This window comes from Bradyrhizobium glycinis, assembly GCF_016031655.1.
GTDB lineage: Bacteria > Pseudomonadota > Alphaproteobacteria > Rhizobiales > Xanthobacteraceae > Bradyrhizobium > Bradyrhizobium glycinis.
On sequence record NZ_JACCHQ010000001.1, the window covers coordinates 401,422 to 417,860 of the forward strand.

General features: G+C 67.4%; 15 protein-coding genes. All 15 read right to left on the reverse strand.

Annotated elements, in window-relative coordinates:
- Nucleotides 1–3: 3 nt before the first annotated feature.
- Genes HZZ16_RS01865 through HZZ16_RS01935 form a run of 15 tightly spaced genes read right to left on the reverse strand, consistent with a single transcriptional unit; the run spans nt 4 to nt 16,438 of the window.
- On the reverse strand, nt 4–852 hold the full coding sequence (locus HZZ16_RS01865; protein ID WP_197946802.1) for an MBL fold metallo-hydrolase: 849 nt from the start codon (nt 850–852) through the stop codon (nt 4–6).
- Nucleotides 853–882: 30 nt separating this feature from the next.
- Nucleotides 883–1,767 (reverse strand): amidohydrolase family protein, encoded by an 885-nt coding sequence (locus HZZ16_RS01870; RefSeq protein ID WP_197946803.1) that lies wholly within the window; start codon nt 1,765–1,767, stop codon nt 883–885.
- Complete coding sequence (locus tag HZZ16_RS01875) at nt 1,764–2,879, reverse strand: vWA domain-containing protein (protein ID WP_197946804.1); 1,116 nt, start codon at nt 2,877–2,879, stop codon at nt 1,764–1,766. The genes HZZ16_RS01870 and HZZ16_RS01875 overlap by 4 nt, the downstream gene beginning before the upstream one ends.
- Nucleotides 2,876–3,757: an AAA family ATPase gene (locus tag HZZ16_RS01880; protein WP_197946805.1), complete on the reverse strand. Its 882-nt coding sequence runs from the start codon at nt 3,755–3,757 to the stop codon at nt 2,876–2,878. Before HZZ16_RS01880 ends, HZZ16_RS01875 begins: the two co-directional genes overlap by 4 nt.
- A 10-nt stretch (nt 3,758–3,767) precedes the next feature.
- Complete coding sequence (locus tag HZZ16_RS01885; protein WP_036023767.1) at nt 3,768–4,790, reverse strand: xanthine dehydrogenase family protein molybdopterin-binding subunit; 1,023 nt, start codon at nt 4,788–4,790, stop codon at nt 3,768–3,770.
- 1 nt (nt 4,791) lies between these two features.
- Nucleotides 4,792–6,384 carry a xanthine dehydrogenase family protein molybdopterin-binding subunit gene (locus HZZ16_RS01890; RefSeq protein ID WP_197946806.1) on the reverse strand — a complete coding sequence of 531 codons (1,593 nt, stop codon included), beginning with the start codon at nt 6,382–6,384 and terminating at the stop codon, nt 4,792–4,794.
- A gap of 9 nt (nt 6,385–6,393) precedes the next feature.
- On the reverse strand, nt 6,394–6,870 hold the full coding sequence (locus HZZ16_RS01895) for a (2Fe-2S)-binding protein (RefSeq protein ID WP_197946807.1): 477 nt from the start codon (nt 6,868–6,870) through the stop codon (nt 6,394–6,396).
- 2 nt (nt 6,871–6,872) lie between these two features.
- Complete coding sequence (locus HZZ16_RS01900; protein ID WP_197946808.1) at nt 6,873–7,691, reverse strand: FAD binding domain-containing protein; 819 nt, start codon at nt 7,689–7,691, stop codon at nt 6,873–6,875.
- 3 nt (nt 7,692–7,694) lie between these two features.
- The gene (locus HZZ16_RS01905) at nt 7,695–8,138 is read right to left on the reverse strand and encodes an SRPBCC family protein (protein ID WP_197946809.1); all 444 of its coding nucleotides are present in this window, start codon (nt 8,136–8,138) and stop codon (nt 7,695–7,697) included.
- Nucleotides 8,139–8,140: 2 nt separating this feature from the next.
- Nucleotides 8,141–8,578, reverse strand: coding sequence for an SRPBCC family protein (locus HZZ16_RS01910; protein ID WP_097659057.1), 438 nt, complete (start codon nt 8,576–8,578; stop codon nt 8,141–8,143).
- A gap of 10 nt (nt 8,579–8,588) precedes the next feature.
- Nucleotides 8,589–11,516 carry a flotillin family protein gene (locus HZZ16_RS01915; RefSeq protein ID WP_197946810.1) on the reverse strand — a complete coding sequence of 976 codons (2,928 nt, stop codon included), beginning with the start codon at nt 11,514–11,516 and terminating at the stop codon, nt 8,589–8,591.
- A 27-nt stretch (nt 11,517–11,543) separates the two neighbouring features.
- Nucleotides 11,544–12,377 (reverse strand): phosphoenolpyruvate hydrolase family protein, encoded by an 834-nt coding sequence (locus tag HZZ16_RS01920; protein WP_157282399.1) that lies wholly within the window; start codon nt 12,375–12,377, stop codon nt 11,544–11,546.
- A 3-nt stretch (nt 12,378–12,380) separates the two neighbouring features.
- On the reverse strand, nt 12,381–14,588 hold the full coding sequence (locus HZZ16_RS01925; RefSeq protein ID WP_197946811.1) for an ABC transporter permease: 2,208 nt from the start codon (nt 14,586–14,588) through the stop codon (nt 12,381–12,383).
- Nucleotides 14,581–15,363 (reverse strand): ABC transporter ATP-binding protein, encoded by a 783-nt coding sequence (locus HZZ16_RS01930; RefSeq protein ID WP_197946812.1) that lies wholly within the window; start codon nt 15,361–15,363, stop codon nt 14,581–14,583. Before HZZ16_RS01930 ends, HZZ16_RS01925 begins: the two co-directional genes overlap by 8 nt.
- Nucleotides 15,356–16,438 (reverse strand): branched-chain amino acid ABC transporter permease, encoded by a 1,083-nt coding sequence (locus tag HZZ16_RS01935; protein WP_197946813.1) that lies wholly within the window; start codon nt 16,436–16,438, stop codon nt 15,356–15,358. Before HZZ16_RS01935 ends, HZZ16_RS01930 begins: the two co-directional genes overlap by 8 nt.
- Nucleotide 16,439 lies beyond the last annotated feature (1 nt).

Consider the following 16,439-nt stretch of genomic DNA (forward strand, 5'->3'; position numbering starts at 1 on the left):
ACCTCAAGCCGGGAACCAGTTGCGTGCGGGCAGCGACTGCACGATCGGGCCGGGGACCTGATCATGTAGTCGCCCCACGACGTTGCCGCCTTCGATCTTGGCGGGCCGGTCGTGAACCGGGAGCAGGTAGCGCGAATTGCTGAGCAGCTTCTTGATCGCCGCCTTTTCTGCGCGCTTGCTGGTGCCATGATTGCCGGTGGTGCGCGGCTCCCAATCCTGGATTTCATGGAAGGGCGTGACGATCTGGTCGTTGAAGTCGTAGATGACATCGCCGCAGATGGTCGCGATGCCGTCGGCGGTGTGGACGATGATGTTCATCGAGCCCTCGGTGTGAGCGTTGGCGGCATCGCAATAGACGCCGGGCATCAGCTCGATCGGTCCGGTGATTTCGAGGTCGAGGAAGCGCAACGCGCTCTTGGTGTGCAGGCGATCGATCAGGTGCTTGATGTCGGGCGCCGGATATTGCGGATGCATCAGCCCGGAGACGGAATATTCGAGCTCCCGGCGGTTGACGACGACGGTCGTGTTCATCGGGAAAAGATCGTCCTTGCCGGCATGGTCGATGTGCAGATGGGTGTGGCAGACGAAGCGAACATCGCCCATGCGGACGCCGTGACGCGCAAGCTGGTTCTCGATCATGTTCTCATGATACTGGAGCCCGCGCATGCCCAGCGTCTCCATGATCTGGTTGGAGCGATAGCCAGTGTCGACCACGACCGGATATGGGCCGCCGAGGATCAGGAAGCCGAGGGTGAGGACGCGGCGGGTGCGGCCGCAGTCTCGGCCGAGCACCAGGAAGCTCGATTCCAGCTCGATATCGCCGTAGTCCAGGATCTTGATCTCCAGCGCCATTCGTTCTCCTCCTGTCTCGTTTCTTGTCCGTCAAAGCCGATAGACGCGCCTCGCCGTCGTCCTGAAGATCGCATCCTGCTGCTCCGCACTGAACGGGGCAGCGGCTGCGCGAAAGGCTGCGACGAGCTCGCGATAAGTGGTCCACAATTTCTCGATCGGAAAATTGGAGCCGAACAGGCAGCGCTCGGCGCCGAAGATCGCGACGGTATCAGTGAGCACGGCGGCGATATGCGCGGGATCGTTGCGATGGATGAAGGTGCCGAGCCCGGACAGTTTCGAGACCAAGTTCGGACAGGTCGCGAGCCGGGCCATCCCGGCACGCCAGGCCGCCCGTCCCGCCGGCGAGAGATCCTCGAGCATGCCGGCGTGCTGGAGGACGAAGGTCACGCCGGGACAGGATTCGGCGAGCTGGGCGGCATCCGGCATCTGGGGCGTGAAAACCTGCAGGTCGAAACTCCAGCCGTAATCGGAAAGACGCGCGACGTTGCGACGGATCACGGGATCGGCGCAGAGATCCGGACGCGTTGCGAAGCGATAGAGCGGGTTCTCGTGCCAGTGCAGCTGCATGCGCACGCCGCGCAGCAGCGGATAACGCTTGAGGCGGTCGAGCTGCGGGCGGACGTCGTCGACCGCGAAATTGGCGTAGGCGACGATGGCGTGCGGCCAATCGTGTTCGTCGGCCGTGCGCTGCACCCAGGCTGCCTCCTCCTCGAAATGCTCAGGCGCCCAGTTGGTCTGCACATAGACGGAACGGGTGACGCCGCTGTCCTTGAGATCGTCCAGATATTCCTGGATCGGATAATCGCGCCGGATCGGCTCGTACGGTCCGAAGATGCGGGGCTGCATGGGGCCGGTCAGCCAGGGCAGGTCGGCCTGCTGCCAGATGTGATGATGGCCGTCGACAATACCGTTCACGCAGCTCTCCTTCCCAGTGCCAGGACGTGGGCGACGATCGAGGCGCTCGACCCGCCGTCCACGAGATCGTCGACGAAGCGTTCGATCGCGACCAGCGCTTCGGTCTGCGGACGGAAGCCGGGGCCTGTCGCGAGCGGCGTCAGCCAGCTCAGGCGCCAGGCCCGCCGCGATAATTTCGCGATGGCGTCGCGAAGGGCGTCCGGCTCACCGCGCTCGAGCCCGTCGGATAGGATGACCACGGCGGCGCCGCGGGCGTAGCCGCCGAACCGCGGGACCGCCAGGAAGGCTTGCAGCGCGTCGCCGATCCGGGTGCCGCCGTCCCAGTCGCTGACCAGATGTGCCGCGGCGCTCAGCGCCTGCTCGCGGCGTTTCAGCCGCAGCGCGCGGGTGACACGGGTCAGACGCGTGCCGAAGGTGAAGACCTCGACATTGGGTGCCGCCTGCACCAGCGCATGCGCGAGCTTCATGTTCTCCTCGGTGCGGCCCTTCATCGAGCCGGAGACGTCGATCAGCAGCAAGATCTTGCGCGGCCGTTGCCGCCGCTTCATGTGGCCGAGGCGCAGGATCTCGCCGTCGCTGCGGACGCTGTCGCGCAAGGTGCGGCGGAGGTCGGCGAAGGGGCCGCGGCGCGCCCGCATGCGGCGGTGGCCGCGCCGCCGCGGCAGGCGCCGCGGGGCCTCGCGGGCCAGGCGTCGGAGGGCATCGGTCGTGGAGAGTTGCGCGAAGCGGCGCTCGACCAGAGCCTCGGTGCGCGATGCGGTCAGGCCGGACTCGTTGGCGTCGTCGGAGAGCAGGGGCTCCTCGTCGCCGCGACCTTCATCCTGCAGACGGACGGTCTCGTCGTCCTCGCCGTCGGCATGCTCGATCGCTTCGCTGCCGCGGAAATGCAGGTCGAACAGCCGGTCGAAGGTGGCGCGGCGCTCGGGCGGCGGGGCGAGGGTGGCGAGCGCAGATTGCTTGATGTCCTCGAGCTTGCGCGGTCCGAGCAGCGCGATCGCGGCGAGGAAGGCGGTGGTTTGCTCCGGCGCAACCGCGAAGCCGTTGGCGCGCAGCAGCGCGACGAACGAAACAAAGGTGCGGGCAGCGCGCGGAAGCTGCAGCTCGGTGCTCATGCGGTCGCCTCCGTGAGCATGGCATCGAGCCGCGGCGCGATGAAGTGCAGGTCCTCTTCGTCCTTCAGCGCCATGCCGATCGAACGCTTAAAGGCATCCGGCCAGCGCGCGCCGCCCTTGTTGAGGAGGGTCGCGGCCTCGGCCCAATCGACGGCTTCCGCGATCCCGGGAGCCTTGCTCAGCGGTTCGCGCCGCAATCTCTCGACGGCCGCGACGACGGCGCGCGCCGTGGCTTCGGCGACGCTGGATGCGCGCATCATGATGATTCGGGCCTCCCGCTCGGCGCTGGGATAGTCGATCCAGTGATAGACGCAGCGGCGGCGCAAAGCTTCGTGCAGATCGCGGGTCCGGTTCGAGGTGAGCACGACGACCGGCCGCTCGGCCGCGCGGACCGTGCCGCGCTCGGGAATGGAGATCTGAAAGTCGGAGAGGAATTCGAGCAGGAACGCCTCGAACTCCTGGTCGGCGCGGTCGATTTCGTCGATCAGGAGCACGGTGGAATCGGGTGCGCGCAGCGCGGCCAGCATCGGCCGCTCGATCAGGAATGTCTCGCCATAGATGTCGATGCTCTCATCGCCGGCCTGACGGATCGCAAGCATCTGGCGCGGATAGTTCCACTCATAGAGCGCGGCAGACGCGTCGATGCCCTCGTAGCATTGCAGGCGGATCAGGCGGCGGCCGAGCACGGCAGCTATTGCCTTTGCCGCCTCCGTCTTGCCGACACCGGGCGCGCCTTCCAGCAGCAGCGGCTTGCCGAGCGCGAGTCCGAGATAGGCGGCGGTCGCCAGTCCCTCGTCGGCGAGGTAATAGGCTGCCCGAAGCGCCTTCTCCAGCGCCTCGGGGCTGTCGATGCCGACGATGTTGCTGCGGACTGCCACGGCCGATCCTCTAGCGCCGCGCCTGCGGCCGCGCGCCGCCCTGGGCCTTGATCGCGCGCAGCACCTTTTCCGGCGTGATCGGCAGATCGTCGATGCGCACGCCGACGGCGTTGAAGATCGCATTCGCCACCGCCGGCAGCACCGGATTGGCGCACATCTCGCCAGGGCCTTTTCCCCCGAACGGACCATCAGGGGCGGGACGCTCCAGCACGGCAATATCGTGCGGGCAGATGTCGCCGGGACCGGGCATCAGATATTCGACGAAGTCGCGGGGCCCGTGGACGGGATCGGGATAGTATGGCTCAGGCGTCTCGTAGAGCGCGTGGCTGACGCCCATCCAGGCGCCGCCGACGAGCTGCTGCTCGACCAGCCGCGGGTTGAGCGCGCGGCCGAGCTCATAGGCGGAATCCATCCTGACCATTGCGACCTCGCCGGTCTCATCATCGACCTCGACCTCGGCGACGAGGCAGGCATGGGCATAGCAGGTCGCCGGTGACATCTCGCCGGTTTCGGGATCGACGTCCGACAGCGGCACGAGGAAGATGCCGCGGCCGGAGATGGTCTTGCCCTGCTTGAACTGCGCGGCGATGGCGACGTCCTTGGTCGAGATCGAACGGTGCGGCGCGCCTTTGACATGGATGTTGCCGCGGCCGTCGGTCTCGAGATCGGCGGCGTTGACCTCGAGCTCCTCGGCGGCCGCCTCCATCATCACGCCGCGCGCCTCCCGGGCCGCGGCCATCACGGCGTTGCCGACGCGATGGGTGCCGCGCGAAGCGAACGAGCCCATGCAGTGCGGACCGGTGTCGGAATCCGCTGTGTCGACATAGACGTCCTCGACCGGCACGCCCAGCGTCTCCGCGCAGATCTGCCGCGTCACCGATTTCATGCCCTGGCCGAGGTCGATCGACGATAGCGCCACGGTGAACTTGCCGCTGGGGTTGGAATGCACCAGCGCCTGGCTCGGATCGCCGCCGAGATTCATGCCGATGGGATAATTGATCGACGCCATGCCGCGTCCGCGATGCCTGGTCATCTCAGCGTCTCCTGGTGCCGAACACGGATGAGAACCGGGTGGCGCCGTGCGATGGCGCGGCCGGGCGCGGCGGGGGAGGAGGCGGCGCCGGCGGCGGTGGCTCGCGCGGCGGCTCCCGCGTCGCGGTCATCGGCGTGCGGTCATAGGTCGTGCGCTGCTGCGCGGGCGCGGTCGGCCGCGCCCGGTGATCCGTCGGCGTCGGCGGGATCACGGCGCGGCTGCCGCCGCCGTCCTTGCGCGAGGAGGCGCGCCTGAACTCGTCGCGGATTGGCCATTTGGCCTTCTCGGCCGCGACCTGCACGCATTCGATCAGCGCGGTGTTCTTGGCCTCGCGCCGGTGCGCCTTCATGTCGCCGTCGCGATAGGCGTTCAGGATCCGGAACTCCATCGGGTCCATGCCGACGAGGTTGGCCAGCTTGTCCATCTGGCATTCGATGGCAAAATCCATCGCGGTGACGCCGAAGCCGCGCATGGCGGTCGCCGGCGTGCGGTTGGTGAAGACGCAATAGACGTCGCCATAGACGTTCGGAATGGTGTAGGGCCCCGGCAGGTGCGCGGCGCATTTCACGGCGGCGTAGCTCGACAGCCGCGTATAGGCGCCGCTGTCGAAATAGGCGCGGATCTTGCGCGCGACGATGCGGCCATCGCGCATCACGCCGTCCTTGATGTAGATGCGCTCGGCGCCGCGCGGCGGGCCGTATTGCATCTCCTCCTCGCGGCCGAACATGTAGCGGACGGGACGCCCCGTCAGCATGGCGCCGAGGATCGCGAGCGGTTCGGTCAGGGTATCCACCTTGCCGCCAAAGCCGCCGCCGACGGTGCCGCCGATGAAGTGGAAGGTGTTGGAGGGCACGTCCAGGATCTTGGCGCAGGTGTCGACCGAGAAGAACAGCGCCTGCGTCGAGGTGTAGACGACGTAGCGGCCGTTGGTGTCGGGCGCGGCGATCGCACCGTTGGTCTCGGTCGGTGCATGCTCGATCGGCGACATCTGATAGCGCTGCTCGAGCACGTGGTCGGCGGTCGCGAGCGCGGCATCGGCGTCGCCAAAGCGCAGGCGCTGGTGATCGTAGACGTCGTGGTAGATGAAGGCGTTCTTCGGATAGGTCTCATTGACGACAGGCGCACCCGGCTTCAGCGCATCCTCGACGTCGAACACGGTTGGCAGCGGCTCGTAGTCGATCTTGACCTTTGCGATCGCCTCGAATGCCTCGCGCTCGCTGTCGGCGACGATGGCGAGGATCGGCTCGCCCTTGTAGCGGACCTTGTCGACGGCCAGCGACGGCTCGTCGTCCTTGCCGAAGTTGATCAGGCTGAGCAGCGTGTTGAGGTTGCGCGGTACGTCCGCGCCGCGGATGATCCGGCGGACGCCGGCCGAGCGCTCGGCCTCGTTGGTATCGATGCGGCGCAGCCTTGCATGGGCCTGGGTCGAGCGCACGACCTTCAGGTGCAGCATGCCCTGCAGCTTGTGGTCGTTGAAATAGCTGGACGTGCCCGTGATGTGGCCGAGCATGTCCTGCCGCTGCGTGCCCTTGCCGATTTCCTTCAGGTTATCGTCGCGCTCGTCGGCGAAGATGTCCTTGCGCAGTTCCAGCATGGTCTGACCTCAGGCGCTGGCCCGGCCGCCTGCGGCGGCGAGGATGGCATTGATGATCGGCTCGTAGCCGGTGCAACGGCAGATGTTGCCGGAAATCGCCTCGATCACCTCAGTCCGGCTCGGGGACGGATTGCGGTCGAGCAGCGCCTTTGCGGCCATCAGCATGCCCGGCGTGCAATAACCGCACTGGGCGGCGAAATTGTCGGCAAAGGCGCGTTGCAGCGGATGCAGGTTCGGACCCTGCTTCATGCCGTCGAGCGTCTCGACCGAGCGGCCCGCGACGGTCTCGGCGAGCGTCAGGCAGGAGAGGTGAAGCTCGCCATCGATCAGCACGCTGCAGGTGCCGCAACCACCCTGGCCGCAGCCGAATTTCGGCGTCATGTCGCCGATCAATTCACGCAGCGCGACGAGCAGATTGGTGCCGCCGTCGACGAAGATAGCAACGTCGCGGCCGTTGTGACGAAACTGCAGGGGAATTTTTGTCATGGCTATTCCTGTCCCGACAGCAGGCGCCGCAAATGCACGCCGACGATCTCGCGGCGATACCAGGCGCTGCCGAGCGCGTTGTCGGATGGCGATGTTCCTTCCGTTGCCGCAGCGGCTGCGGCTGCGATGGTCGCCGCATCCAGCGAGCGGCCCTCCAGTGCGCGTTCGGCGGCGCGAGCACGGATTTGCGTCGGCGCCATCGAGCCCAGCGCAATCCGCGCACCCGCGATCCGTCCACCGCTGACCGGCAGATGCGCCGCGACCGTGATCACCGAGCCGCCCTTCGGCTTGATACGCGCGATCTTGCGATATCGGAACGCCTCGCTGCTGGCCGGCCGCGTGCAGGACACCGACAGCACCAAAGTCCCGGCCTGGCGCTCGCGCCCCTGCAAGAACTCCTCGATCGGAATATCGCGCGAGCCGAAGCCGCCTTGCACGGCAATAGTGGCATCCAGCGCCAGCAGCGCCACGGTGAAATCGCCGTAAGGGTTAGGCGCGAACAGATTGCCGCCGACCGTGCCCATGTTGCGCACGGCGGGACCGCCGATCGAGCGCGCAGGGGCATGCAGGAAGGCGAGGTCGCGCTCGGCGAGCACGCGCGCGAAGGTGACGCCGGCGCCGATCGTGATGCGCGGACCGGACGCCTCGATCCGGGTCAGCGCCTGGTCCTGCGCCCGCACGATCGTCGAGATCGAGACGTCGCCTTCGTTCAGCGCACGCATCACCAGCGTGCCGCCGCCCAGATAGCGCGCGCTACGGTCCGACGACAGCGCGCCAGCCGCCTCGCTCGCATTCGCAAAAGTCTTTACCGTCACGGCCATGGCTTAAGCTGCCTCCCTCAGATGGCGGCGGATCGCTTCGAATCCGGCCTGATAGATGTCTTCGGCGACCATGTGGGTGATGCGGTCCTTGTCCTCCGGCTTCGTCGTGAATCGCGATTCCCAGTGCCAGAAGGTGCGATCGCCGTCGGTCACCGGCAGCAGCCGGACATGGGCGACGTAGTTGAACATCGGGATCGGCGTATCGAGCAGGCAATAGCTGAAGGTCTGCTCGAGGTCGGACAGAGCCAGCAGCTGCTCGCGCAGCTCGGAGCCGTCCTTCAGCTTGAACCGCCGGACGCAGCCGATCTTGTCGGCGGACTGCGCGCGCTCGATCGCGGAGGTCGCAATAGCCGGGTGCCAGCGGTCGTGTCCGTTGAAATCGCGCAGCACGTCCCACACCGCGTCGGTCGGTGCGTTCAGGATCGTGCTCTTGACGATATGCGGCACGGCTAGCCTCCAAACACGCGCTTCAGGGCGTCGAAGCCGCCCTGGAACACGCCGCCGCCGATGTTGTTGACGAGCTCGGTCTCCCGTTCCGGGGCGCAGTCGAATTCGGCGGTCCATTCCACAAATGTCTGGTCGCCGTCGGTGACGGGCGTCAGCCGCAGGGTCGCGACGTAGTTCTCGACGCCCATCGGGGATTCCAGGATCGAGTAGGTGCAGAACATGTCGTAGTCGGAGAGGCCGAGCAGCTTCTCGCGGATGCGGTCGCCGTTGCGCAGACGGAAATCCCTGACGCAGCCGATCTTGTCGGAGGGCTCGCCGCCCTCGATCCGGCTTTCGGCGATGGCCGGATGCCAGTTCGGCAGGCCATTGAAATCGCGTACCCGGGCCCAGACGCGGTCGTTGCGGGCGTTGACGACGGTAGAGACGTAGACGCGGGCCATCGCTCAAACCTCAGCTCTTCTTCCGCGGCCCGCGTTCGGCCGCGGGCTCGCCGCCCTCGGTCGCAGGCGGAGAGGCCGCGGTTTTGTCGCCGCCACCGCCACCACCTCCGCCGCTACCCTTGCGCGCGGCATCCTTGATGCCCTGCATGTCGCGGGCCTCGCGGATCAGGCCCGGCATCTTGGCGAGGCTGCCGCCCTCGACGCCGATGTCGGACAGGATGGAGTCGATCAGTGGCGCCTGAACGCGGTAGCGCAGCGCCGAATCGATCACCTCGTCGGTGGCGCTGCGACCCCCATTGCCGTTGCCGTTGCCGTGGCCGTTGCCGTTTAGACCGTCGACCTGGAGGATGCGGATGCCCTCGATTTTCTCCATCGGCTTGACGCTCTCGCGCACGATGCCCTCGATGCGGTCGAGCAGTTTTCTGCGGAACAGCGAGTAGCGTGCCTGGTCGGTCAGCACGTTCTCGGCCTCGTTCAGCATGCGCTGCGCCTCCGCCTCGACCGCGGCGCGCACACGCTCGGCTTCGGCGGCAATGCGGGTCTCCTCCGCCTGTTTTTCCGCCAGCAGAACCTCGACAGTCTTGCGCCGCCTGGCGATCTCGCTCTCTCGTGCGGTGACGACGCGCTCGGCGGCTTCGGTCGCCCGGATCCGTGCCTCCTCGGCGGCGGCGCGCGCGGCCGACTCCTCCAGCGACTTCTGATGGATCGCGATGGCCTTCTCCATCAGCACCGTCTCGACGTCCTTCTCTCTGATAACCTCGAGCTTGCGCAGCTCGCGCTCGCGGCCGATGCGGGCCTCGTCGAGGCCACGGTCGGAGGCGATGCGGGCACGCTCGACCTCTTCGCGCGCGGCGATCTCGGCCTCCTGGAGCGACTGCACGCGGGCGACCTCGAGCTGCTCGATCGCACGGCGGCGCTCAATCCGCGCCGCTTCCAGTGCCTGCTCGCGCGAGACGTCGGTGGTCTCGACCTCCTTGCGCGCGACGATCTCGGCCTGCCGGACCTGGCGGTCGGCGTCGATCCGCTCGGACTTCTTGGTCGACAGCGCGATGACGCGGTCCTCGTCAGCGATCTCGATCGCCTTCTTCTGCTCGATGTTAAGCACTTCACGCTTCTTGGAGGAATTGATGCGCTCGGCCTCGAGCGCCAGGTCGACCGTGATGCGCTGCCGCTCGATGGCGTCGCGCCGCTTCAGCTCGGCCGCCTCCAGGATGCCGGTCCGCTCGATCTCCAGCGCGCGCGTCTCGCGTTCGGCCTGGATGCGCTCGGCCGCAACCGCCTTCTCCTGGGCGATGCGGGCCGCCTCGATCGCCTCGCGCGAGGCGATGTCGGCTTCCTCGACGGCGCGGTTGCGGGCGATCTCCAGCGAGCGCACGCGCTCCTCCTGCGCGATGCGCGAGGCTTCCGTGGTCTCGCGCGCGGCGATGCCGGCGACGTCGAGGGCCTGGTTGCGCTCGATCTCCAGCTGCCGCGTGTTCTGCTCGGCGGCGATGCGCTCGGCAGCCAGCGTCCGCTCCCGGGCGATGCGGGCGGCCTCAACCGCGCGCTGCGCCTCGATCTCGGCCTCCTGGATGGTCCGCACCTGCTGGATCTCCAGCGCGCGGGTCCGCTCGTCGGAGGAGATGCGCTCGACATTGACGATCAACATCTGAGCGATGCGGGCCTTTTCAGTGGCCTCGCGTGCGGCAATCTCGGCCTCGTCCACCGCGCGCGTCCGTTCGATCTCGCGGCGGCGCGTCTCCTCTTCGTTAGCGATGCGGGCGTCGGTGACGACGCGGTCCTGCTGGATCCTGGCCTTTTCGATGGCCTCGCGCGCGGCGATCTCGGCTTCCTCGACCGTCCGCATCCGCTCGATCTCGCGCTGGCGGACTTCGCGTTCGGAGGCGATGCGGGTGGTGTCGATCGAGCGCTGGTTGGCGATCCGGGTCTTCTCGATCTCCTCGCGCGCCAGCAGCTCCTTTTCCTCGATGGTGCGGGTCCGCTCGATCTCCTTCTGGCGGGTCTCGCGCTCGGAGGCGATGCGGGCCTCGGCGATCGCCTGCTCATTGGCGATGCGGGCGCGCTCGATGGCCTCGCGGGCGGAAATCTGCGCCTGTTCGGCCTCGGTCTCGCGCAGCGCCCGCTCGCGGGCGACTTCGGTGCGCTGAAGTGCACGGCGCACCTCGATATCGCGTTCCTGCTCCAGCCGCGCGGTCTCGCTCTCGCGCTCGATCTCCAGCGCCTGCCGCTCGGCCTCCAGGTTGCGGGAGCGGATCTTGATCATCGAATCCTGCTCGATGTCGTTGCGCAGCTTCCGCTTCGCCTCGATGTCCTCCATCAGGCGCGTCAAGCCTTCGGCGTCGAAGCGGTTCGAGGGGTTGAAGAACTCCAGATCGGTCTGGTCGAGATCCGTGATCGCGACCGATTCCAGCTCGAGTCCGTTCTGCGCGAGCGCCTCGGCCGCATTGGTCTTGACCCGCGCGACATAGTCGCCGCGCCGCTCGTGCATCTCCTCCATGGTCATTTCGGAGGCGACCGAGCGGATCGCCGAGATGAACTTGCCGGCCAGCAGCGTGTGCAGCTGCTCCGGCTCCATGGTGCGGCGGCCGAGCGTCGCCGCGGCGATCGAGACGGCCTCCCGGGTCGGCTGCACGCGGACGTAGAAGTCGGCCTCGATGTCGACGCGCATGCGGTCGCGCGTGATCACGGCATCCTGCTTCGAACGCACGATGCCCATCGGCAGCACGTTCATGTTGACGGGCGTGTAGTCGTGGATGAACGGCAGCACGAAGGCGCCGCCATTGATCACCACGCGTTCGCCGAGAAAGCCGGTGCGGACGAACGATGTCTCCTTGGAGGAGCGGTGGTAGAGCCAGTTCACGATATAGACGCCAACCACGATCACGATGATCGCGACGATCAGCCAGAGGATCAATTCACCGACCAACATCCCTGACATCTTTCCCTCCCTCGAACCTCTCAGGCATTATCGCGCGCCGATCGCCTTGAATTGCCGCACCTGTTCCGTCAGCGCCCGCTCCACCGGCAGCCGCTCCATCGAGGACGCCCCGTAGAAGCCGTGGCAATGACGGGTGTTCTTCATGATGAAATCGGCGTCGGCGGGATCGGCGATCGGACCGCCATGCGCCAACACCAGGATGTCCGGATTGACGCTGAGCGCGGCGGTGGCCCAGGTGTCGATCCGCGCCGGGCAGTCCTTGAGCTTTGGCGCGGTCTGCGCGCCGATCGTGCCGCCGGTCGTCAGGCCCATGTGGCAGACGATGATGTCGGCGCCGGCGATCGCCATCGCCGCGGCTTCCTTTTCGCTGAACACGTAGGGCGTGGTCAGCATGTCCTTGTCGTGCGCCTTGGCGATCATGTCGATCTCGAGCGCATAGGACATGCCGGTCTCTTCGAGATTGGCGCGGAAGGTACCGTCGATCAGGCCGACGGTCGGAAAATTCTGGACGCCGGCAAAGCCGAGCGCCTTCAGCTGGTCGAGAAAGACGTCCATGTCTCGGAACGGATCGGTGCCGTTGACGCCCGCAAGCACCGGGGTCTGGCCGACCACGGGGAGTACTTCGTTCGCCATTTCCAGCACGATGGCATTGGCATCGCCATACGCCATCAGGCCCGCGAGCGAGCCGCGCCCGGCCATGCGGTAGCGGCCGGAATTGTAGATGACGATGAGGTCGACGCCGCCGGCTTCCTCGCATTTGGCTGACAGCCCCGTGCCGGCCCCGCCGCCGACGATCGGCTCGCCGCGCCTTGCCATGTCGCGAAACCTTTTCAGCAGCGCCGCGCGTTCAAACCTGGCCATCGGTCACCTCGCTACTCTCCGGCGCGCGCCGGTGCGCCCGAACAGGGTTCGGAACGCAGTGACGATGGCGGCGGCGAAATCGGGATCGTTGATGTTCTTAGGGATGCGAACGAGCTGGCGATTTCCGGTCTGCCGCACGGTCCGCTCCAGCGTGCGGAACAGCGCAGCGTCGGCATCCGGATCCCAGAACGGCTGGCCTCTTGCGTCGAGGGCAGAGACGCCGCCCTCAGGCAGGAAGAAACGCACCGGGCCATCCATCTGATTCAGCCGCTCGCCGATCCAGCGGCCCATGCGCTCGTTCTCTTCCACTGTCGTCCGCATCAACGTCACCTGCGGATTGTGGACGTGGAACTTGCGGCCGCGATAGCGTTCGGGAATGGTGTCGGGCGCGCCGAAATTGACCATGTCGAGCGCGCCGACCGAGCCGACATAGGGCAGGCGGCTGCGGATGATCGCGCCAAAGCGGTCCTCGGTCGCCGGAAACACGCCGCCCATCAAGAGGTCGCAGACTTCAGTCGTGGTGAGGTCGATCACGCCGGCGAGCTGGCCGGACTCCACGAGCTTCTCCATCGAGCGCCCACCGACGCCGGTGGCGTGGAAGACCAGGCATTCGAAATCCTCGCGCAGCTCGGCCGCGATCTTCTGCACGGCCGGCGTGGTGACGCCGAACATGGTGATGCCGATTGCGGGCAGTCCGCCGGCCTCGCGCGTCGTTGCGGCACGCGCGTCGAGCCGCGCCTTGACCATGCCGGCGAGCGCATTGGCCCCGTTGGCGAGTACCGTGCGCGAGATCGAGTTCAGCCCCTGCACGTCGGTGACCGAGTACATCATGGTGATGTCGGCCGGGCCGACATAGGGCCCGACATCGCCGGAGGCGACCGAGGAAATGATCAGCTTGGGCACGCCGACGGGCAGGGCGCGCATGCCCGGGGCGACCAGCGAGGCCGCGCCGGAGCCGCCCGCCGAGATCACGCCGGCGACATTGCCTTGACGCCGCAGCCAGTTGGCAAACGCATCTGCCATTGCGGTGACGGCGGCACCGCGGTCGGTGCCGAACACGGCGGAGCCGCCGCGGCCGTGGTTCAGGGCGATCTCCTGCGCGGAGACATCGCAGGATGAATGCTTGCCGCTGGTCGAGACGTCGACCAGCCGCGTTCGCAGGCCGCTTTCGGCGATGATGTCGCGGATGTAGCGCAGCTCCTGGCCCTTGGTGTCGAGCGTGCCGACGACCAGCACCACCGGCGGGCCCGAGGCTTGCGTCGCCGGCTCGCGCTTGCGCCGCGCCGTCTCGTCGAGCCGCGCGACCTGCGTCGAGAGCGTCCGCGCCGCGGCCTCGATGCGCGCGATCGGCACCGGTTGCGACCATCGCGTCGGCAGCGTCGGGTTGGAGATGTAGATGCGCACCGGCCCGTCGCGCCGTGGCGCCGGCGCCGGTTTCGTGTCGACGCCGGATGCGGCGGCGTCGATATCCGGTTCGAGCTCCGCATGAAGCCCGACGCCGAGCAGGCGCTGCTGGAGCTCGCGGTCCGCGGCCAGGCGCGCGGAATCGATGATGCGGTTGATGCGGCCGTTGACCATGATCGCGACGTTGCGCGAGATCGCGGTGGCGACGCCAATGTTCTGCTCGATCACGAGCACGGACATGTCGCCGTCGTCGCCCAGCCGCAGCAACATCTCCTCGACCTGCGCGACGATGACGGGCGCGAGCCCTTCGGTCGGCTCGTCCATGATGAGCAAATGCGGATTGGTGAGCAGCGCGCGCGAGATCGCCAACATCTGCTGTTCGCCGCCGGACAGCTGGCCGCCGCCGTGATCCCGACGCTCGGCGAGTCGAGGAAAGGTGTCGTAGATGCGCTCGACCGTCCAGGCGCCCGAACGCAGGCCGCCGGCGAGCCGCAGATGCTCGTCGACGCTGAGTGAGCGCCACAGCCGGCGGCCCTGCGGCACGTAGCCGACGCCGAGCCGGGCGATCTGGGCCGGCGGCCGCCGCGTGACATCCTCGCCGCGGACGCGGATCGAGCCGCCGCTCACGCCGACGAGCCCCATGATTGCCTTGCACAGCGTGGTCTTGCCCATGCCGTTGCGGCCGACGACGGAGAACACGCCGCTCTCCAACGTGAGATCGACGCCCTGCAGCGCGTGCGAGTGGCCGTAATAGACGTCGAGGCCGCGGACCTCGAGCGCGGCACCGCTGCGGCGGACCTCATTCATGGCCGCCTCCGAGATAGAGCTCCTGCACCTCGGGGTCGGACTGAATCTCCTGCGGCAGGCCTTCCTTGAAGATGCGCCCGTTGTGCATCATCGTGACGCTCTCGACGACGCGCAGGGCAACGTCCATGTCGTGCTCGATGATGATGTAGCCGATATGGGCGGGCAGGGAGGTCAGGATCTCGATCAGCTCGGCCCGCTCCGTCGGCGACAGGCCCGCCGCCGGCTCGTCGAACAATACGAAGCGCGGCGCGCCGGCGAGCGCGAGCGCAATCTCGAGCTGACGCTGCTGGCCGTGGGCGAGCTCGGCCACGCGCTGGTCCTTCACGGCGAATAGGTGCACAGCCTGCACGAGATTGTCGGCCGCATGCATCAGCGCATCGTTCTGTCCCGGACGCAGGAACGAGAAGCGTCCGCGCGAGACGCCGCGGCAGGCGAGATAGACGTTGTCCTGCACGGTGAGGCCGGGGAACAGCGCCGAAATCTGGTAGGTGCGGCGCAGCCCGCGGCGGATGCGCTCATAGGGCGGGAAATGCGTGACGTCCTCGCCGAAGAAGCGGATGGTGCCGGAGGAGGGCGGGAAGTCGCCCGTGATGCAGTTGAACAGCGTGGTCTTGCCGGCACCGTTCGAGCCGAGCACGGCGCGCCGCTCGCCCGGCCGGACGGTGATGGTGACGTCGGTCAGCGCGGCCAACGCGCCGAACAGCCGCGTCACCCCGCGCAGCTCCAGCGCCGCGCCGGCACCGACGGCGGAGAGGCGTTGGGCGACGCTATCCATGGCCGCGCCCTCCGCCGGAGCGGCTCACCTCGCGCCGTTGATGCTGACGCCAGCGCTGCCACAGGCCGATGACGCCGTCCGAGGACCAGAACACGATGGCGAGGAAGCCGAGCCCGATCAGCAGGCGGAAGCGGTTGCCGTCGAGTCCGAGCCGGACCAGGAAGTCGAGCGCGAAGGTACGCAGCAGCACGAAGATCAGCGCGCCGATGAACGGACCAATCGGACGGGTGATGCCGCCGACGACGGCGATGATCAGCACGTCGATGCAGGCGCCGACGCTGACCGAGCCCGGCGAGATCTGGCGATAGTTCCAGACCTGGAGCACGCCGGCCAGCGCAGCGACGAAAGACGCGAAGGCATAGGCCGCGACACGGTGCGCATTGACGTTGAAGCCGAGCGCCGCCATGCGCCGCGGATTGTCGCGCACACCCTGGAGGGCGAGCCCGAACGGGGCGCGCGAGAGATACTCGACGGCAAAGTAACAGAGTGCGGCGACCGCGAGCACGACATAGTAGAAGGGAATGTCGGCGCGCCAGTTCACGCCCCAGAAGTGCGGCGTGGCCACGTTGTTGATGCCGGTATGGCCGTTGAAGATTGCCCAGTTCTGGTTGGTGAAATAGTAGAAGGCAGCTCCAATGGCGAGCGTGATCATGATGGTGTAGATGCCTTCGGTGCGCACCGCGAGCGCGCCGCCGAGCGTGCCGAAGGCGGTCGCCAGCGCCAGCGCCATCGGCACTGCGAGCCACCACGGCCAGCCCAGGCTGATATTGGCGTTGCCGCTGACGCCGAACACGGCGACCATGTAAGCCGAGAAGCCCGCAATGGTGAGCTGCATCAGGCTGACCATGCCGCCATAGCCGGCGAGGAACATCAGGCTCAGCGCCATGGTGCCGAGGATCAACGTGGTCGCGAAGATCTCGATCAGGAAGAAGCCGCTCGCGATCAGCGGCATGATCAGGAGGATGGCCGCGACGGCCCAGGCCGCGGGGTTGTTGATCTCGGGCCAGGTCCGGGCCGGGCGCTGCGCCTTGGTGGCGCGGCCGACGGTGAGCTGGGCATCGTGGGCGAGCGACATC